Genomic DNA, 18832 nt, shown 5'->3' with positions numbered 1-18832 from the left:
ATGGAATGGACGCATGAAGTACGACTTCCGACGCCTCACCCCCGCCGTCCTGACCTCGCTCGGGCTGATCTTCCTCGCGCTGCTCTTCGTGAGCTTCGGCTGGGCCGTCCTGGGCTGGATCCTGGGGCTGGCCGGTCTGGCCCTGAACGTGGTGGCCGTGGCGGTCATCGCGGTCCCGGGTTCCGCAGGCGACGGCGCCCGCCGCGTTCCGGCGCGTCCGGGGGCGGCTCAGCGCTCCGAGCGCGAGCGCCTGGCGCTGCGCGATTCGGCGGCGCCTTCCCGCGGCGTCGAGCACGACGACGAGCGCGAGGCCGAGGCCGAGGTCATCCGTGACGCGGACGGCCAGCCGGTCCAGGCGCAGCCCTCCCGCACGGTCTCCGCCCAGCGCGACGGCAAGGCGGGCAAGGGCGACAAGCGCGCCTACTCCCGCGCCGGCTCGACCGCCGTGCCGGGCTCTGCGCGGGCGTCGTCCTCCGGTGGGAGCTCGAACAAGCGCCGCTGAGGCGGAGTCGACATGACTGAGGGGCCGGGACAGATGTCCCGGCCCCTCAGTCATGTCCGCTCAGCTGCCCTGCGAGGCTTCGTCCTGCGTGGCCTCGTCCGAAGAGCCCGTGCCGAGCTTCTTGTAGTGGCGGTTGCGGATGCCCAGCAGGGCGCCGCCCACGACGGCGGCGAGCACGGAGCCCGTCAGGATGCCGACCTTGGAGGTGGCGCCCAGATCCGACGAGGGCTCGAAGGACAGCTCGCTGATCAGCAGCGAGACCGTGAAGCCGATGCCGGCCAGCGCGGCTAGGCCGACGACGTCGATCCACTGGATGTCCGGATCGAGATTGAACCTGCGCAGACGGGTGAGCAGCCAGGTGGTGGCGGTGATGCCGACCGTCTTGCCGACGAGCAGGCCCACGATCACGCCCAGCGCCGCGACCGAGGTCCAGGACTCGACCAGGCCGCTCCAGCCCTTCACGAACACCCCGGCCGAGAAGAAGGCGAAGATCGGGACGCACAGCGCGGCGGAGAACGGGCGCACCAGGTGCTCGAGGTGGGAGGCGAGGCCCACGGCCTCGGGGTTGCGCTCGACGGTGCGGCGGTTCGGGCGGACGGGGACCATGAAGGCCAGGACGACGCCCGCGATGGTGGCGTGGATGCCCGAGTTGTAGAACAGCGCCCAGGTGATCACGCCCAGCGGGAACAGGCTCAGCCAGGTCAGCCAGGTCTTCTCGGCGAACGTGGCCTGCCCCTTGTAGGCGATCAGCGCGAAGACGGCGATCGGGATGATCGCAGCCCCCAGGTGGGCGAGGCTCAGATCCGACGTGTAGAACAGCGCGATGATCGTGATGGCGATCAGATCGTCGACGACGGCCAGCGTCAGCAGGAACGTGCGCATGGCCACCGGAAGGTGCGAGCCGACGATCGCCAGCACTGCGGTCGCGAAGGCGATGTCCGTGGCGGTGGGGATCGCCCAGCCGCCCATGAGCTCGCCGCCGCCGCTGCTGGCGGCGAAGGCCACGAAGATCAGGGCGGGGACCGCGACGCCGCCGAAGGCGGCTGCGATCGGCACGGCGGCCTTGCCCGGGTTGCGCAGCTCGCCGTCCACGAACTCCTGCTTCAGCTCCAGGCCGACCAGGAAGAAGAACACTGCCAGCAGGGCGTCGGCCGCCCAGTGGCTCACGCTCAGGTCCAGGGTGAGCAGAGGGCTGTCGGGGTCGCCCAGGACGGGGCCGAAGTGGAAGTCGCTGACCGATTCGTAGAGCTCGCGCAGCCCGGGTGCATTGGCCGCGCTCAGGGCGAGGACCGTGGCGACCAGCAGCAGGACGCCGGCGACCGTCTCCGAGCGAAGGAGCCGACCGATCCCGCTCGAGGAGGGAGTGTCGGAAGCGCCGTAGACGGGGTCGTGGTGCGGCTCGACGTGATGATCGGGCTCGGCGGCGCTCTCCGCAGAGCTGTGGGGCGTGGTCATCGGTCTCCTGTGGGATTCGGCCTGCATGAGGGCAGGTGCATGCGCATTCCGCTCTCGCGGGCCGACCAGACTTCCCGGCTCACCGCTTGCCACGTTAGCAAAGCGATGCGCCTGGCCCCAGCGCTCGGTCTGTGCGGCACAGGGTGCGGATCTAGGATTCCGGCATGAGCGCGCACGAGCACAGAGGGAACGCGACGGGCCGGGTCCGCAGCCTCAACGTGGGCACCGAGCGGGAGAATCCGGCGCCCCGTCGGGTCTCGACCGGCATCTTCAAGCAGCCCATCGACGGACCCGTGGCGATCGCCGACCCCGGCCCCAGGGCCCCCGACGCCCCGCTCGCTTCGGGGGTCTCAGGCGACTTCGTGGGCGATCGGGCCCACCACGGCGGCAGGTTCCAGGCCGTCTACGCGTTCGACCGCGCCGAGCTGGACTGGTGGGAGGAGCAGCTGGGCCGTCCGCTGCACGACGGCATGTTCGGCGAGAACCTCACGCTCGAGTCCGTGGCGGTGGACGACGCCGTGATCGGCGAGCTCTGGCAGATCGGGACCGCGCGGCTGCGCGTCACCGAGCCCCGCATCCCGTGCGGCACGTTCGCCGGCGTGATGGAGGAGCAGGGCTGGATCAAGCGCTTCACGCAGCGAGCCCGCTCCGGGGCTTACCTGGCCGTCGACGCCCCAGGGGAGGTCCGGCGCGGCGACGAGGTCCGGGTGATCTCCCGTCCCGAGCACGGGATCACGGTGGCCGAGGCCTTCCGGGCGCGGACCCTGGAGCGCGACCTGGCGCCCCGAGTGCTCCAGGCGGGCGAGGACCTGAGCCCCAAGCTGCTGGATCGGCTGCAGGCGCTCATCGGCGGCGCCGACCCGAACCTGCCCAGCTGATCTGCCCGCCCGGGCCTGCGGATCAGCCGTTCAGGGCGGCGGCGCGGTAGAGGCGCTGGACGGCGTCGGGGCTGAGGCTGGCGTCGACGGCCGCCGTGGTCTCGGGGGAGCGCAGCAGGTAGCGCACCGGACCGTGCTGGCCGCGCTCCAGGCGCAGGGCATCGACGGTGGCGTAGCGCTGGGAGAGCTGGGCCGTGAAGGGCTTGCCCCGCCCCGGAGTCACGGACAGGGTCAGCTGGACCTCGACCGAGGAGAGGTCGTCGTCCTCGTCCTCCGACACCTCGAACTCGTCGGCCCCGGAGGCGTTCGGGGCCTCTTCAGCGGCGTGGTCCGCGGGGTCGTCGTCGACGCCGGCCGCGTCCCCGCCGATGCGCAGCTCGCGGATGATGCCGATCCCGTAGCCCACCGAGCCGGTGGCTGCCTGGCCCAGCACCTGGCGGGCCTGGCCCATGACCGCGCGCAGGCGCCCGATCCACACGACGCCTGCCACGATCAGCACGACCGCCAGGATCGCGGGCCAGACCCAGGAGCCGTCGCGCATCCACTGCAGCAGCAGCACCACAGCGACGATCGCAGCCAGCAGCGGCACCAGGACGATCAGCACATTGCCCTTCACGCCGCCGATCTCCTGCAGCGCCTGCGGGTCGGAGCGGATCTCGTCCATCATCTGGCGGTCGAAGGCGCGTGCGTCGGTGCCGTCCTGAGCGGACAGGGGCACGGGCCAGGTTCCCTGATCATCCATGCCCACCATCCTCGCAGAGCAGCGGGGGGCCGGTGTCAGCTCATCTCGATCGAGCGCTTCGACAGCCCGATCTTGAACCCCTCGATCCTGGTGCGGACCTCGACATCGGGGGACGAGGCCGCCCCCAGGGTGATGAACAGCGGCGTGAAGTGCTCCACGGTGGGGTGGGCGTGCGGCATGCCCGGGGCCTGGCGGCGGAAGTCGGCCAGGGCGTCCACGCGGCCGGCGTCGAGCATCTCGGCGGCCCACAGGTCGAAGTCGGAGGACCAGTTCTCGGCGGTGCCGTCGTCGGCGCGCAGCAGCTGGACCGAGGGGCGCCCGTGGGTCATGAATCCCGACCCGACGACCAGGTACCCCTCCGCGCGCAGCTCGCGCAGGCGCCGTCCCAGGTCCATCAGTCGCTCGGGATCGTGCGTGGGCATGGAGACCTGCAGGGCGGGGACGTCGGCCAGCGGGTACATGGCGCGCAGCGGCACCCAGGCGCCGTGGTCGAGTCCGCGCATGCGGTGCTGGTAGAGGGGCTCGTCGTCCGGCATGGTCGCGGCGATCCGGCGGCCCAGCTCGGTGGCATCCGGGGTCGCGTACTGCAGCTGGTAGAAGCGCTCCTCGAAGCCGCCGAAGTCGTAGACCAGAGGGGTCCCCGCCGCCGGGGCGGTGATCATGGTGGGTGCCTGCTCCCAGTGGGCGGAGACGATCACGATGCCCTTGGGCTTGGGCAGCGAGACCGCCCACTCGAACAGCTCCGACATCCACAGGCCGTCGTCAAGCAGTCCGGGGAAGCCATGGCCGATGTAGAAGGTCGGCAGCGGGGCGTCGCCGTCCTGCCAGCGCGGCTGCATGGCGCTGCGCGGCACGGCCGTGAGGTCGTGGCGGTCCAGCGCGATCATGCCGGGTGCGGTTCCTGCCGAGGTGGGCTGGGTGGTCATCGGGGGCTCCTGTTCGAAGAGGCAAGCCTTCTGCCGGTTGCGTCGGAAAGTATTTCTACGCCTCAGTACGTGATGCGTCAAGTACCCAGAATGGGCAGTAAGGTTACAACCATGGTGGAACCGCAATGGCTCAACGACGACGAGCGGGAGGCATGGCTTGCCCTCGTCGCGCTGATGTTCAAGATGCCCGGCACGATCGAGCGCCAGCTGGTCGACGACGAGGACCTCAGCCTCGCCGAGTATCTGGTCCTGGCGATGCTCTCCGAGGCCCCGGATCGCAGCCATCGCATGTCGGATCTGGCCGCAGCCACCTTCACGGGGCAGTCCCGGCTCTCGCGCATCGTCGCGCGGCTGGAGCGCCATGACTACGTCCGACGCAGCGCCAACGCCCAGGACCGCCGAGTGGTCGTCGCCCAGCTGACTCAGGACGGCTTCGAGAAGGTCCGCAGCGCGGCGCCGGGGCACGTCGCCCACGTCCGCGAGGAGATCTTCGATCGCCTCAGCGCCCAGCAGGTCGAGCAGATCGCCCGGATCGCCCGCGACCTCACCGACGGCGTCGAGCCCCCGCGCGTCTGAGCGTCCTGGTCCGGCTGTTCGCTGTCTGATGACCTCGCTCTGATCCGGCCCGCGAGCAGCGGACCGGGTCTAGCGTGGGCGGGATGAGCATGAACGCCTCCCCCTGGGCCCTGATGCGCTCGGCCACGCAGAGCGAGAGCCTCAAGGGATCGCGCATCTCCCGCGAGACCGTCGGCCGCGTGGTGCGCTTCGCCCGACCGCACTCCCGGATGCTGCTGGGCTTCCTGCTGACGTCGGTGGTCGTGGCGGTGCTCGGCGTGATCACCCCGGTGCTCGCGGGCCGCGTGGTCAATGCGATCACCGGCAGCGGCTCGGTGGATCTCGTCGTGCGCCTGGCGCTGCTGATCGCGCTGATCGCCGTGCTGGATGCCGGTTTCGGCATACTCAACCGCTGGCTGTCGTCGACGATCGGGGAGGGGCTCATCCTCGACCTGCGCACCGCCGTCTACGACCACGTGCAGACCCTGCCGGTCGCCTTCTTCACCCGCACCCGCACGGGAGCGCTGATCTCGCGGCTGAACAACGACGTCCTGGGCGCCCAGCGCGCGTTCTCCAACACGCTGTCCGGGGTGGTCTCGAACCTGGTCTCGCTGATCCTCACCGTCGGGGTGATGGTCTCGATCTCATGGCAGGTCACCCTCCTGTCGGTCCTGCTGCTGCCCATCTTCCTGATCCCCGCGCGGCTGATGGGCGGGCGGCTGGCCAGGCTGCAGCGCGAGGCGGCCCAGCACAACGCCTCGATGTCCACGCAGATGACCGAGCGGTTCTCCGCCGGCGGGGCCACACTCATCAAGCTGTTCGGCAAGCCGCAGTCCGAGTCCGACGAGTTCGCCCGCCGCGCAGGTCGCGTGCGCACCATCGGGGTGCGGGTGGCCATGCTCCAGGCCACGTTCCTCACCGCCCTGACCCTGGTCTCGGCGCTGGCGCTCGCGCTGGTCTACGGCGTGGGCGGCGTGCAGGCGATCGTCGGGAATCTCGACGCCGGCCAGGTGGTCACCCTCGCCCTGCTCCTGACCAGGCTGTACACCCCGCTGACCATGCTCGCCAATGCCCGCCTGGACATCATGAGCGCGCTGGTGAGCTTCGAGCGGGTCTTCGAGATCCTCGACCTCGAGCCCCTGATCCGCGAGCCCGAGAACCCCCGGGCGATCCCCGACGGTCCCGTGTCCGTCGAGTTCGACCAGGTGCGCTTCACGTATCCCTCCGCCGAGCAGACCTCGCTGGCCTCGCTCGAGGACGTCAGCGCCCTCGACTCCCGGGTGGGCGAGGAGGTGCTGCACGGTGTGGACTTCACGGTGGAGCACGGTCAGACCGTGGCGCTCGTGGGGTCCTCGGGCGCCGGCAAGTCCACGATCGCCTCACTGGTCCCGCGCCTCTACGACGCCACCTCAGGGGCCGTGCGCATCGGCGGGGTGGACGTGCGCGAGACCTCGTTCACGGATCTGCAGGGCGCCGTCGGGATGGTCACGCAGGACGGGCACCTGTTCCACGAGACGATCCGGCAGAACCTCGCGCTGGCCGCGCCCGACGCCGACGACGAGCAGATGTGGTCCGCGCTGTCCCGCGCGCGCATGGACCATGTGGTGCGCGAGCTCGGCGACGGGCTCGACACCATGATCGGGGAGCGCGGCTACCGGCTCTCGGGCGGCGAGCGGCAGCGGCTGACCATCGCGCGGCTGCTGCTGGCCTCCCCGCGCGTGGTGATCCTGGACGAGGCCACCTCCGCGCTCGACTCCACGAGCGAGGCCTTCGTGCAGGCCGCGCTCGACGAGGCCATGGCCGAGCGCACCGCCCTGGTGATCGCCCACCGGCTCTCGACCATCCGCCGCGCCGACCGGATCCTGGTGATCGAGGGCGGCCGCGTGGTCGAGCAGGGCCCCCACGACGAGCTGCTGGCCGCCGGAGGCCGGTACGCCGAGCTCTACGAGACGCAGTTCGCCGACCAGGAGTGATCGGTCGCGTCGTCGGGCCCGCGGGGCCACTCAACGGGGCACAGCACACTGCGGTGCCACTCGATGCGGGTGGGTTGAGGAAACGGCCGTCGGCTGACGGCAGCGGGCGTCAGTGGGCCGACTTGCCGCGGGCCTTCTGGATCAGCGTCACGACGAGCACGATGATCGCGCCCCAGATCAGTCCGAGCACCGCCGAGAAGAAGGTGTTCACGATCCAGGACACGGCGGCCTGGAGGACGGGCACCACGTGAGCGGCGGCTTCGCCCATGTGGTGCACGAAGCCGTAGAGGGCGTGCCAGCCGAACTCGTCCAGGCCCACGAGGATGATGTGCCCGCCCACCCAGAGCATGGCGACGGTGCCGACGACCGAGATGACCTGCAGGATCTTCGGCATGGCCTTGACCATGCCGCGCCCGATCGTCTGCAGCGCCCCGGAGCCGGTGGAGGCGAGCTTGAGCCCGGCGTCGTCCATGCGGATCAGCAGCGCCACGACCCCGTACACCACGCCCGTGATGACCACGGCCACGATCGCCAGGATGATCAGGCGGGAGAGGAAGCCCTCGGAGGCGACCTCGTTGAGGGAGATGACCATGATCTCCGCCGAGAGGATCAGGTCGGTGCGCACGGCGCCTGCGACCATCTTGTCCTCGGCGGACTTGCCGTCGGAGGCCGCGTCCTGGTCGACGGCCGGCTCCTCGTGGGAGTGCCCGGACAGCGCTCCCCAGATCTTCTCGGCGCCCTCGAAGCACAGGTAGGACCCGCCCAGCATGAGGATCGGCGTGAGCGCCCAGGGCGCGAACTGGCTCAGCAGCAGCGCGATCGGCAGGATGATCAGCAGCTTGTTGCGCAGCGATCCCTTGGTGATCCGCCAGATGATCGGCAGCTCGCGCGAGGCCTCCACGTCCTTGACGTACTGGGGGGTCACGGCGGTGTCGTCGACCACCACACCGGCGGCCTTGATCGAGGCGCGTCCGGTGGCGGCGCCGATGTCGTCGACGGAGGCCGCGGTCACCTTGGCGATCGCCGCGACGTCGTCCAGCAGCGCGATCAGACCGCCGCTCATCGCGCGCCTCGGCTCGGCAGGACGGCGACGGCCGCGAGGGGGCACAGGGGGCGCGGGAGCGCGGGGGTCCGGGTCATGCCAGCAGGGTAAGCGCCGCGGCCGCGAATCGTCCGATCCCACGAGGGCATCGCCCGGAACATCCGATGAACTGCCAGCTTGCTGAGGGAACTCGGGCCGGACTGGCTTACAGTGGAGCTCCCCGACGTCAGGACCTCCTGTGAACGCAAGCGATGAGATCGCCATCGCCTTCCGCGGTGTGCGCAAGACCTACCCGGACGGCACCACTGCGGTGGACGACCTTGATCTCGAGGTCCCCCGCGGCTCCCTGACGGTCTTCGTGGGCCCGTCCGGCTGCGGCAAGACCACGTCGCTGCGGATGATCAACCGCATGGTCGAGCCGAGCTCCGGGGTCGTGGAGGTCGACGGCCGCGACGTCTCCAGCGTCCCCGCCCACCGGCTGCGCCGCTCGATGGGCTATGTCATGCAGGCCTCGGGCCTGATGCCGCACCGCACCGTCAGCGAGAACATCATGACCGTGCCTCGGCTGCAGGGCGGCTCGCGGGCCTCCGGGCGCAAGCGCGCCGAGGAGCTCATGGAGATCATCGGGCTGGATCCCGCGCTGGGCTCGCGCTATCCCTCGCAGCTGTCGGGAGGACAGCAGCAGCGCGTGGGCGTGGCCCGCGCACTGGCCGCCGACCCGCCGATCCTGCTCATGGACGAGCCCTTTTCCGCGGTGGATCCGCTCGTGCGCGCCGATCTGCAGCGCGAGGTGATCGAGCTGAAGCACCGCCTCGACAAGACGATCGTGTTCGTCACCCACGACATGGACGAGGCGGTCATGCTGGGCGACCGCGTGGCCGTGATGGCCCAGGGCGGCCGCCTGGCGCAGTACGACACCCCCGAGCAGGTCCTGCGGGCGCCGGTCGACGGCTTCGTCGCCGAGTTCGTGGGCCGCGACCGCGGCTTCCGGGCGCTCGAGTTCGATCAGGCGGACGTCGTGCTCAGCGGCGTGCGGGTCCGCGATCCGCAGGGCAGCACGACCACGCTCGGCGGCCACGCCGCGGCCGGGGAGTGGACGCTCGAGGTCGACGACGACGGCCGCCCCATCGGCTGGCTCGCCCCGCTTCCGGGCGCAGGCAGGACCGCTCCGTGGGGCGGCGGCGAGTCCGAGCCGGCGCTCGCCGACCGCTCCGACGCGCAGCGCGTGGGCGGTTCCCTCCATCGCCGGGGCGCCCCGCTGCGCTCGGCGCTGGACGCGGCGCTGTCGTCGCCGTCGGGTCTGGCCGTGGCGGTGGACGACGACGGACGGGTGCGCGGCGTCCTGCGGCCCGAGGACGTGCTCGCGGCCATCGAGGACGTGCGCCGCGAGCGGGAGGCCGGCCGGTGAGCTGGCTGCAGGACAACCTCGAGTGGGTGGGCCAGCTGCTGCTCACCCACCTGGTGCAGTCGATCGTGCCGGTGGTCGTGGGGCTGCTGGTGTCGATCCCGGTGGCACGCGCGGCCGTGGGCTCGCGGTGGCTGCGCCCGCTGCTGATCAACGGGTCGGCGCTGCTCTACACGATCCCGTCGCTGACCCTGTTCGTGCTCCTGCCGCTGATCCTGGGCACGCTGATCACCTCCGTGTGGAACGTGATCGTGGCCCTGAGCCTCTACGTGATCGCGCTGCTGGTCCGCTCGTGCGCCGACGCCTTCGACTCGGTGGATCCCCACGTGCGCCAGGCCGCCTCGGCGCTGGGGTACACCCGGTGGCAGCGCTTCTGGGCTGTTGAGCTGCCTCTGGCCGTGCCCGTGATGCTCGCGGGCGTCCGCACCGCGCTGGTGGCCAACATCTCCATGGTCTCGGTCGGCGCGGTCATCGGCATCCAGTCGCTGGGCACGCTGTTCACGGACGGGCTGCGCCGCGGGATCGTCGAGGAGATCGCGGTCGGCGTGGTGCTCACGGTCGTGCTCGCCCTGGTGCTGGATCAGCTGCTGCGCCTGCTCGGACTGGGCCTGACGCGCTGGCAGCGACCCGGTCGCCGGGTCCACGCGCGCGTGGCCGCGACGGGAGGTGCGGCATGAACCTGATCGAGCTGACCTGGTCCTGGCTGTCGGATCCCGAGCAGTGGAGCGGCAGCGCCGGGATCCCCATGCGGATCCTGGAGCACCTCGAGTACTCCGGGCTGACCATGCTGATCGCCGTCGTGCTGGCGGTGCCGCTGGGAGCGGCGATCGGGCACACCGGGCGCGGGGCCGCAGCGGTCATCGGCGCTGCCGGCGCCCTGCGCGCCCTGCCGACCCTGGGCCTGCTGACCCTGTTCTCGCTGCTCATGGGCCTAGGGCTCGTCCCTCCGCTGCTGGCGCTCGTGATCCTGGCCGTCCCGCCGATCCTCAGCGCGGCCTGCGTGGGCGTGGCCGAGGTCTCCCCGCGGGTCCGCGACGCCGTGATCGCCCAGGGCATGACGCCGTGGCAGGTCCTCACCCGCGTGGAGCTGCCCCTGGCGGTGCCGGTGATCATGGGCGGGGTGCGCAACGCCGCCCTGCAGGTCATCTCCACGACCACCGTGGCCGCCTACATCAACCTGGGCGGACTGGGCCGCTACCTGATCGACGGGCTCGCCGTGCGCGACTACGGCCGGATGCTCGGCTCGGTGCTGCTCGTGGCCGTGCTCGCGCTGCTGGTCGATGCCCTGCTCTCGCTGCTGCAGCGCGGGCTCACCTCGCCCGGCATCCGTCGTCCCGAAGGAGGCACACCGTGACCGGACCCGCATTCCGACCCTCCCCGGCCGAGCGCAGCCGTCGTCCGGTCCTGGCCCTCGGCGCGGCGCTCATGCTCGGGCTGACCGGCTGCGGGCTGAACTCGGACCCGCTGGCCACCGGTGGGGGAGCCAGCACGCCGGACGGCTCCGTCACCGTGGGCTCGGCCGACTTCCCGGAGTCGCAGATCATCGCCGAGATCTATGCCGGGGCCCTGCGCTCCGAGGGCATCGAGGCGGACACGGAGCCGGGGATCGGCGCCCGCGAGGCGTACATCGGGGCCCTGCAGGACGGCTCGATCGACGCCGTCCCGGACTACACGGGCAACCTGCTGACCTACTTCGATCCGGAGGCCACGGCCACCGGGGAGGAGGAGATCCTGCAGGAGCTTCCCGAGGCCATGCCTCCGGGGCTGTCGGTGCTCGAGCCGTCGCCGGCCCAGAACAAGGACTCGATCGTGGTCACGCGCCAGACCGCTGACGAGCACGGGCTGCGCAGCCTCGAGGATCTCGCCCCGCTGTGCGCGGACATGACCTTCGCGGGCGCCCCGGAGTTCCAGGAGCGTTCCTACGGCCTCGACGGCTTGGCCTCCGTCTACGGCTGCGAGCCCGCGTCCTTCCAGCCGATCAACGACGCCGGCGGCCCGCTCACCGTCGACGCCCTGACCAGCGGCGACGCCGATGCCGCCGACATCTTCACGACCACGCCGGCCATCGTGGAGGAGGACCTGGTGGTGCTCGAGGACCCGCGCAGCAACTTCGCCGCGCAGCAGGTCATCCCGCTCGTGTCCCCGCAGCGCCTTCCCGACGGGGCCGAGGAGGTGCTCGACGGCGTCTCGGAGAAGCTGAGCACCGAGGACCTGCTCGAGCTCAATCAGGAGATCAGCGGCGATCAGGCGATCTCCGCACAGCAGGCGGCTGAGGGCTGGTTGGCGGACAACGGCTATCGAGTCGGCTGACGGGCCGCTCCACAGGCTGGGGACGCCGGGATCAGCATGCTGGCGGCCTTCACAGCCGCTCTGGCTGCGTGCTGTCCCCAGGGCAAGCCCTGTTCTCCACACTCTCAGACGGGCTTTCCACAGAGTGAACGGTGGATTCCACAGCTTCGCGAGTGCGGCCCGACTGTGCTACGTGACCTTTCATGGAAGGGGATCGTTGCAGAGAAACGGCCCCTGACCTGGGGATTCAGTGCGCATTGGGCCGAATGCGGCTGCTGCTGACCCCTGAACGCCCTTCCCGAACGCGCTTCGCCTGTGGATAACCCGGTGGACAACCTGTGCGCGACACGGAGGACTATCCACCAGCTGTGGAGACCTCTGTGGATCACCGTGTGGACCGGCTGTGGGCGGTGGTGGATGGGTGCGCAGGGGCGGGTGATCTCCGCGTCATCTGCCGAAATGCCCCCCCCCAGACCGCCCACAGTGTCACAGCGCTTCCTGGAAGTGGCTTCCTGCTATGTGCTGACTATGCTGGCGGCGTCCCGACTCGAAGCGACCTGCGCACCTCGTGCCCGCGCCGCTCGTCGGGGCAGACGCACCTACTCGGAGTCGATGGAGATCCTGAGCCGTTCCCGCTGCTGCCCACGCGGGTTGACCTTTGGGAGAAGACATCACTGAGCTCGCGATCTCCGCACCCGACCACCCCGACGACGACCGTCCCGGCGCCTCCGTCCATGGGGCAGGATCCGGGACCGTCGGCCGACGTCGGCGCTCGGTCGCACGGCCGCATGCGGACCTGAGCGGCGGCGATGCCGCCGCGGCCCTCGCAGCCGCCGAGAGCTCCGAGGGCCTCACCGCGCATCGACCGGCCGAGCGGTCCGTCGAGGCCTTCGCACCGAGCCCCCGCGAGCGGGAGCTCCCCGAGCGGGCCGAGGCTCCGCATGCCGACCTGCTGCGCGTGGCGCGGACGCGCCTCGATGACGATGCCCTGCGGCACCTTCCCGACGCCTCGGCCTTCCGCCGCCGCGCCGAGGAGCATCTGGGGCGGCTCGTCGAGCTGATCGTGGAGATCTACGGAGACCGGGCCGAGCACCAGGAGCTGGCGGTCGTCGTCGGGGATCTCGCCGTCATGCTGGCAGGGTCCTGGGCCGCCCGCTCCAGTGCGCTGCGCCAGGCCGATGCGGCGGCCGAGGGGCTCAGCCCTGGTGGCTCTCGCGCGGCTCGTTCGCAGCGGCCGCCTACGCCGATCGGTGGGCCGGCGGGTTCTCCGGCGTGCAGGAGCGCATCCCCTATCTGCAGCAGCTGGGGGTCACGCATCTGCGGCTGATGCCTCCCTTCCGCGCGCATCCCGAGCGTCCGGACGGTGGATTCGCGGTCTCCAGCCACCGCGAGACCGATCCCCGCCTGGGCGGTGCCGACGACCTGCGGCGGCTCGCCGATGCCCTGCGCCGGGCGGGGATCTCGCTGATGCTCGACGTCGTGACGTCGAGGACGTCGTCGGACCACGACTGGGCGCGGGCCGCCGCCGATGGCAGCGAGTACTTCGAGCGCCTCTACCAGGTGCGGCGGGGGACGCGTCGGGGGTCGTCGCGGCCGCTGACGCTCGACGAAGCCCAGGCCCGCTCGGCCGCAGGCCGGGAGTGGGCGCCGCTGAATCCGGGCAGCCGGTTCGATCCCCGGCTCGTGCGCTCCACCGCCGCACCGGAGCAGTGGGATCTCGACTGGACCTCGCCGCACGTCCTGCTGTGCGTGGCGGGCGAGCTGCTGCACGTGGCCGGGCTGGGGGCGCAGGTCCTGCGCGTCGATCCCGCCAGCCGCCTGTGGAGCGGCGACGACGCCCGCGAATCCCACCGCCGCGGCCTGCTGGTCCTGGAGGCGCTGGCCGAGGTGCTGCGCATCGCCGCGCCCTCGAGCGTGCTCGAGACCCAGGATGCCGATGATGTCCGGTCCGAGGGCGCCCCGGTGGGGCAGGGGCTCGGGCGGACGTCGCTGATCTGGAGCGCACTGGCCACCCGCAGCGTCGAGATGCTCGAGCGCGCGGTTCCGCAGCCCGGGGCGAGCGCGGGCACCGGGCGGCTGCTGCCGGTGCGCCAGCACGACGCCCTGAGCTGGGGCTTCGGCCCCCAGGACGTCCCCGAGGGCATCGATCCGCAGGCGCATCGCGAGTTCCTGGACCGGTTCTACACCGGCGGCTTCCCCGGTGCCTTCGCGGCCGAGTCCGGATGCGTGCGCACCGAGCACGGGGTCTGCGGCACCTCGGCCTCGCTCAGCGGCGTCCGCGAGGAGCCCGGAGCCGGCGCCGCGCGCCTGCTGCTGGCCCACGCGGTGGCCTTCAGCATGAGCGGGGTGCCCGAGCTGTGGCTCGGCGATGAGCTCGCCGTGCTCAACGACGTCGACTGGCAGCGAGAGCCCGGCCATGCCGACGATCCGCGCTGGCTGCACCGACCGCGGCTCGAGGCCTCGGCGCTCGAGAGCCGCCATGACTTCTTCGCGACAGCCGGGCAGGTCTACGGCACCATCCGCCGTCTGGCCCAGATGCGCGCGGCTGCCTTCGAGTTCGAGGGACAGGAGGTCGTGGACTTCGACACTCGGAACCCCGCCGTGCTCGGGCTCCAGCGGGTGGGGCTGCGCCCCGACGGCGAGCTGCCGCAGACCGTCGTCCTGTGCCTGGCCAACTTCTCGGACTGGGCCCAGTTCGTGACCGGCGAGACGCTGTCTGGCTTCCTCCCGCGAGGCACGCGACTGCGCGACGACGTCGAGATCGACCTGCGCGAAGGCATCCTGCTCGAGGCCCACGGCTGGTCCTGGGTCCGCGTCATCCCCCGGTGATCAGCACACTGAGATTTTCCTCAGCCCTTGGCTGAACCACCTTGACCTGAGTGACTCAGAACTATTGGATGGAAGAGTCACTTCGACGAAGGAAGGAAGTCTCATGGCTGAGAAGTTCGTTCTGCCCGACCTGCCCTATGATTTCGCCGCACTGGAGCCGCATATCTCCGGTCGCATCATGGAGCTGCACCACGACAAGCACCACAACACCTACGTGACCGCGGCCAACAAGGCCCTCGAGTCCATGGAGGAGGCCCGCGCCAACGGCGACGCCGCCGGTGCTGCCAAGCTCTCCAAGGACCTCCAGTTCAACCTGGGCGGTCACATCAACCACTCGATCTTCTGGAAGAACATGTCCCCGGACGGCGGCGACAAGCCCACCGGCGAGCTGGCTTCCGCGATCGATGACGCCTTCGGCTCCTTCGACAACTTCCAGGCGCAGTTCACCGCTGTGGCCACCACGATCCAGGGCTCCGGCTGGGCGATCCTCGCCTACGAGCCGATCGCCGGCAACCTGGTGATCGAGCAGATGTACGACCAGCAGAACGGCGTCCCCGTCGCCACGTTCCCGCTGCTGCAGCTGGACATGTGGGAGCACGCCTTCTACCTGGACTACCAGAACGTGAAGCCGGACTACGTCAAGGCCTGGTGGAACGTCGTGAACTGGGAGGACGTCGCCCAGCGCCTGGAGAAGGCCCGCGCCGGCGCCTCCTCGCTCGTCTGAGACCGACCGTCTCCGAACAGCAGCTGACTCCGACCGCCTGAGCGCGGCCGAGTCCGCCCGCAACGCCCCCGTCGCCCCTTCGGGCACGGGGGCGCTGCCATGCCCGGGCCCGCTCCCTCCCGCCTTGTAGGCGCAGCGAGGTGGTGCGCCGAGATCATGCTCAAATGCGCCAGATCGCCGATTCGGTGCACGGAAGCATGATCTCGGCACTCTGGGCGCACGGAAGCGGGATCTCGGCGCGGGGTGCAGGTGGCTGGCGCCGACGACGGGTGCGCGGTGGACTCGAGCGCGGTTCCGGGCGACGATGGGAAGGATGCGTGTGACACGGGCCGCACGCGACCGCTGGCCCCAGCGGACAGCCCTGGCCCGTGCGTCGAGAGCCCGTCGAGAGGAAGCCCCATGCCGAAGTTCCTGTGCACGTTCACCGTCCCCGGCCCCGCCGAGGACATGCTGCGCGAGGTCGGTGAGCTCGAGGTCATCGAGGGGATCTCCCCCGAGGACTTCGACGCAGCGGTCAGCGGCGGCGAGTACGACGCCGTGATCCAGCAGCTGTCCCAGAAGGTCGACGCCGACCTCATGTCACGAGCCAAGGTCAAGGGCTTCGCGAACTTCGGCGTGGGCTTCAACAACTTCGACGTCGACGCCGCCACCGAGCACGGCCTGCTGATCGGCAACACCCCGGATGCAGTCACGGATCCCACGGCGAACATCGCCATGCTCCTGCTGCTGGGCGCCGCCCGTCGCGCCTATGAGATGCAGCAGATCGTGCGCGAGAGCGGCGGGCAGTTCCAGCCGTTGGCACCCAACGAGATGCTCTCCGAGGACGTCTCGGGCACGCGTCTGGGCATCGTGGGCCTGGGACGGATCGGCAAGGCGATGGCCCGTCGTGCCCTGGGCTTCGGCATGGAGGTCGTGTTCGTCCAGCGCGCCCCGGAAGACCGCGAGGTCTCCGACGACGAGCTCGGCGATCTGGCCGGCAAGGTGAAGCAGGTCCCGTTCCAGGAGCTGCTCGAGACCTCCGATCACATCTCCCTGCACGTCCCGCTCAGCGACGGCACCCGGCACCTGATCGGCCAGAAGGAGCTCGCGGCCATGAAGCCCACCGCGGTGCTGGTCAACACCGCCCGCGGACCGGTGGTGGACGAGAAGGCGCTCGTGGCCGCGCTGCAGGACGGCGAGATCTCGGCCGCCGGGCTGGACGTCTTCGAGAACGAGCCGGTGCTCGAGCCGGGGCTGATCGATCTGCCCAACGCGTACCTGCTGCCGCACATCGGCTCGGCGGAGAAGTCCGCCCGCGCCCGCATGGGCGAGATGTGCGCCCAGAACGCGATCGCGATCGCCGCCGGCGAGGTCCCGCCCTACGCCGTGAACCCGGAGGCCAAGAAGAGCTGAGGCCCGATAGGACCGATCGACGACGGCGCCGCTCTCCTCGCGCGAGGGGGCGGCGCCGTCGTCGTGCGTGCTGGCGGGCGACACCTCGTCGCCAACCAGCGGCTCCGCGCACTTGTAGCCTGGCGGGATGGACGACCAGGCCCCCTCCTCCCTCGAGGCGATAGGGCAGTGGATCGAATCGCTGCCCGTCGTGGGCGCCATCCTCTTCTTCTGGGCCGTGGGCATCCTGCGGACGTCGATCATGTACGGGATCGCGCGCGCGGCCGGCAGCGGGGGCCGTCGTTCGCGGCTCGTGCAGCGCGTCGTCGCCTCCCCGGCGTACCTGCGCGCCGAGGCCTTCGTGAACCGGTGGGGCGTGCTGGCCGTCCCGGCATGCTTCCTCACCGTGGGATTCCAGACGGCGGTCATCGTCACGACCGGGCTGACCCGCATGCCCCTGGTGCGATGGATCCCGGCCATGCTCGCGGGCACCTTCTTCTGGGGCTGCATCTACGGAACGGTCGGGATGGCCGTGCTGCAGGCCTGGCTGCGCCAGCCGGTGGTGACGGCCTCGGTGGTCGTCGTCGTGATCGCGCTGGTGCTGGGGCTGCGCGCCTACTGGAGGCGCCGCGACGCCCGCCGGCGGCTCGACCCGGAGGTCGCCGCGCCCCTGGACTGACACGGGCGTATCCTCGTCGACGATGACCCGTTCCCCGCGCTCCCTCATGTGGCTGTGGCTGCTGTGCCTGGCTGGGGCGCTGACCCAGACCGGGCTGAACCTGCTGCGCCCCATCACGAGCTATAAGCTGATCGCCCTGGACGCCGGCCCGCTCACGATCGGCATCACGACGGCCGCCTACGCGATCCTGCCGCTGTTCACCGCGCTGTGGCTCGGACGGGTCTCCGACCGCATGTCCTCGCTGCGCCTGATGCTCTGCGCCGGCGTGGCCATGCTGGGCATCGGCGGCGCCGGGCTGGCCCTGCTGCCATCGGTGCTGGGCATCGCCGCCGCCAGCGCGGTGCTCGGGCTGGGGCACCTGGCCTTCACGATCGCGGGGCAGACCTCGATCGCGCGCATCGCTCCCGACGACCGCCTGGATGCCGGCTTCGGCTGGTTCACCGCCTCGTACTCGGTGGGGCAGATGCTCGGGCCGCTGCTGGGCGGGGCGCTCGTGGGCTCGCAGTCGGTCACCGGCTCCGCCGACGGCCTGGCGCGGATCGAGCTCGCCCTGTGGGTCGGGGCGGGACTGGCGCTGGCCGCGCTGCTTCCGGTCGTCCTGCGCACCAGCTCCGGGACGCTTCGGCCCGCTGCCTCCTCCGACGACGACGCGCCGCGCGCCTCCATCGCCCGCGTCATGCGCACCCCCGGTGTCACGCCGCAGATGACCGCCTCGCTCGGGCTGCTGGCCATGCTCGACATCCTCACCGCGTTCCTGCCGCTGGTCGGCGAGCAGGCGGGGGTGGCCCCGGTGGTCGTGGGTGCACTGCTGGCCATCCGCGGCGGGGCCTCGATCCTCTCGCGCGTGGTGCTGCCCAAGCTGGTGGTCCGCTTCTCCCGGCCGGGACTGCTCAAGGCCAGCCTGCTGGGATCGGCGATCGCGCTCGCGGTGCCGCCGTTCGTGATGGGCCACGTGTGGCTGGCGGGACTGCTGCTGGCGATCGGCGGCTTCTTCCTGGGGCTCGGCCAGCCGCTGACCATGTCCATGATCACCACGGCCGTTCCCTCCAGCTGGCGCGGCTCGGCGCTGGCCGTCCGTCTGATGGCCAACCGGCTGGGACAGGTGGGGATGCCGCTGATCGCCGGCGCGGTCGCCGCCCCGCTGGGGCCTGCGAGTGCGATCTGGCTGTCCTGCGCCGTGCTGGCCGCCTCCGGCGCGGAGCGCGCGCTGCGCAGCTGATCCGCCGCTGTCGTCGTCCTGCACCTGCCGCCCCGCCCCCTCGGTTGAGGCCGCACGTATTCCTCTGATCCCGCCCCATGGCCTGCGATGCTGCGGCATGAGCGAAGACGCCGCGCCGAGGCCGCACCTTTGCTGCTGATCGGACGTGATGACATGCGGTGGTGCGGCCTCGATGAGGGCGCATGACTGCAGGCCGCCCATCCTTCGCGGCTCCACAGCGACACATTTCCAGGGTGCGCCCGT

The 18832-nt window shown here is 71.0% G+C and carries 18 protein-coding genes; 14 read left to right on the top strand and 4 right to left on the bottom strand.

All coding sequences use genetic code 11. From position 1 onward, the window contains the following. The first annotated feature begins 13 nt into the window (after positions 1–13). A complete protein-coding gene (locus OVA15_RS09980) occupies positions 14–502 on the top strand; it encodes a hypothetical protein (protein ID WP_251714340.1) in 489 nt (162 codons plus the stop codon). A 60-nt stretch (positions 503–562) separates the two neighbouring features. On the opposite strand, the gene nhaA is transcribed toward OVA15_RS09980, so the two are convergent. Next, positions 563–1957, bottom strand: coding sequence for a Na+/H+ antiporter NhaA (gene nhaA, locus OVA15_RS09975; RefSeq protein WP_268144682.1), 1395 nt, complete (start codon positions 1955–1957; stop codon positions 563–565). Between the two features lie 164 nt (positions 1958–2121). Here nhaA and OVA15_RS09970 point away from each other — a divergent pair, with 164 nt between their 5' ends. Continuing rightward, a complete protein-coding gene (locus tag OVA15_RS09970; protein WP_006214031.1) occupies positions 2122–2835 on the top strand; it encodes an MOSC domain-containing protein in 714 nt (237 codons plus the stop codon). Between the two features lie 22 nt (positions 2836–2857). On the opposite strand, the gene OVA15_RS09965 is transcribed toward OVA15_RS09970, so the two are convergent. Together OVA15_RS09965 and OVA15_RS09960 are read right to left on the bottom strand one after the other, a co-directional pair. Then, complete coding sequence (locus tag OVA15_RS09965) at positions 2858–3577, bottom strand: hypothetical protein (protein ID WP_006214032.1); 720 nt, start codon at positions 3575–3577, stop codon at positions 2858–2860. Positions 3578–3612: 35 nt separating this feature from the next. Further along, the gene (locus tag OVA15_RS09960) at positions 3613–4503 is read right to left on the bottom strand and encodes a dioxygenase family protein (protein WP_268144679.1); all 891 of its coding nucleotides are present in this window, start codon (positions 4501–4503) and stop codon (positions 3613–3615) included. Positions 4504–4614: 111 nt separating this feature from the next. Here OVA15_RS09960 and OVA15_RS09955 point away from each other — a divergent pair, with 111 nt between their 5' ends. After that, positions 4615–5079, top strand: coding sequence for a MarR family winged helix-turn-helix transcriptional regulator (locus OVA15_RS09955; RefSeq protein ID WP_006214035.1), 465 nt, complete (start codon positions 4615–4617; stop codon positions 5077–5079). An 83-nt stretch (positions 5080–5162) separates the two neighbouring features. Then, positions 5163–7031 (top strand): ABC transporter ATP-binding protein, encoded by a 1869-nt coding sequence (locus tag OVA15_RS09950; RefSeq protein WP_024289595.1) that lies wholly within the window; start codon positions 5163–5165, stop codon positions 7029–7031. A gap of 109 nt (positions 7032–7140) precedes the next feature. Here OVA15_RS09950 and OVA15_RS09945 read toward each other — a convergent pair whose 3' ends face one another. Beyond that, complete coding sequence (locus OVA15_RS09945) at positions 7141–8094, bottom strand: DUF808 domain-containing protein (RefSeq protein WP_268144675.1); 954 nt, start codon at positions 8092–8094, stop codon at positions 7141–7143. 217 nt (positions 8095–8311) lie between these two features. On the opposite strand from OVA15_RS09945, the gene OVA15_RS09940 reads away from it, so the two are divergent. From OVA15_RS09940 to OVA15_RS09895, 10 genes are all read left to right on the top strand, one after another. Continuing rightward, entirely contained in the window at positions 8312–9481 is a 1170-nt protein-coding gene (locus OVA15_RS09940) for an ABC transporter ATP-binding protein (RefSeq protein WP_053448058.1), read from the top strand. After that, positions 9478–10155, top strand: a complete 678-nt coding sequence (locus tag OVA15_RS09935; RefSeq protein WP_006214040.1) for an ABC transporter permease — start codon at positions 9478–9480, stop codon at positions 10153–10155. Before OVA15_RS09940 ends, OVA15_RS09935 begins: the two co-directional genes overlap by 4 nt. Beyond that, positions 10152–10832 carry an ABC transporter permease gene (locus OVA15_RS09930; protein WP_006214041.1) on the top strand — a complete coding sequence of 227 codons (681 nt, stop codon included), beginning with the start codon at positions 10152–10154 and terminating at the stop codon, positions 10830–10832. Before OVA15_RS09935 ends, OVA15_RS09930 begins: the two co-directional genes overlap by 4 nt. After that, a complete protein-coding gene (locus tag OVA15_RS09925; protein ID WP_024289597.1) occupies positions 10829–11788 on the top strand; it encodes an ABC transporter substrate-binding protein in 960 nt (319 codons plus the stop codon). Before OVA15_RS09930 ends, OVA15_RS09925 begins: the two co-directional genes overlap by 4 nt. Before the next feature lie 637 nt (positions 11789–12425). Beyond that, entirely contained in the window at positions 12426–13094 is a 669-nt protein-coding gene (locus OVA15_RS09920) for a hypothetical protein (RefSeq protein WP_268144671.1), read from the top strand. Continuing rightward, positions 13040–14596 (top strand): alpha-amylase family glycosyl hydrolase, encoded by a 1557-nt coding sequence (locus OVA15_RS09915; RefSeq protein ID WP_268144669.1) that lies wholly within the window; start codon positions 13040–13042, stop codon positions 14594–14596. Before OVA15_RS09920 ends, OVA15_RS09915 begins: the two co-directional genes overlap by 55 nt. 103 nt (positions 14597–14699) lie before the next feature. Continuing rightward, positions 14700–15320, top strand: coding sequence for a superoxide dismutase (locus OVA15_RS09910; RefSeq protein ID WP_006214046.1), 621 nt, complete (start codon positions 14700–14702; stop codon positions 15318–15320). A gap of 399 nt (positions 15321–15719) precedes the next feature. Further along, positions 15720–16712 (top strand): 2-hydroxyacid dehydrogenase, encoded by a 993-nt coding sequence (locus OVA15_RS09905; RefSeq protein ID WP_024289599.1) that lies wholly within the window; start codon positions 15720–15722, stop codon positions 16710–16712. A gap of 127 nt (positions 16713–16839) precedes the next feature. Continuing rightward, positions 16840–17370 carry a DedA family protein gene (locus OVA15_RS09900; RefSeq protein WP_268144667.1) on the top strand — a complete coding sequence of 177 codons (531 nt, stop codon included), beginning with the start codon at positions 16840–16842 and terminating at the stop codon, positions 17368–17370. Between the two features lie 22 nt (positions 17371–17392). Beyond that, positions 17393–18589, top strand: a complete 1197-nt coding sequence (locus OVA15_RS09895) for an MFS transporter (protein ID WP_251714349.1) — start codon at positions 17393–17395, stop codon at positions 18587–18589. The last annotated feature ends 243 nt before the right edge of the window (positions 18590–18832 follow it).

Source organism: Kocuria sp. SL71 (assembly GCF_026672465.1).
Classification (GTDB): domain Bacteria; phylum Actinomycetota; class Actinomycetes; order Actinomycetales; family Micrococcaceae; genus Kocuria; species Kocuria palustris.
The sequence above is the reverse complement of the archived record's forward strand: the minus strand, read 5'-3'. Positions and strand labels throughout refer to the sequence as shown.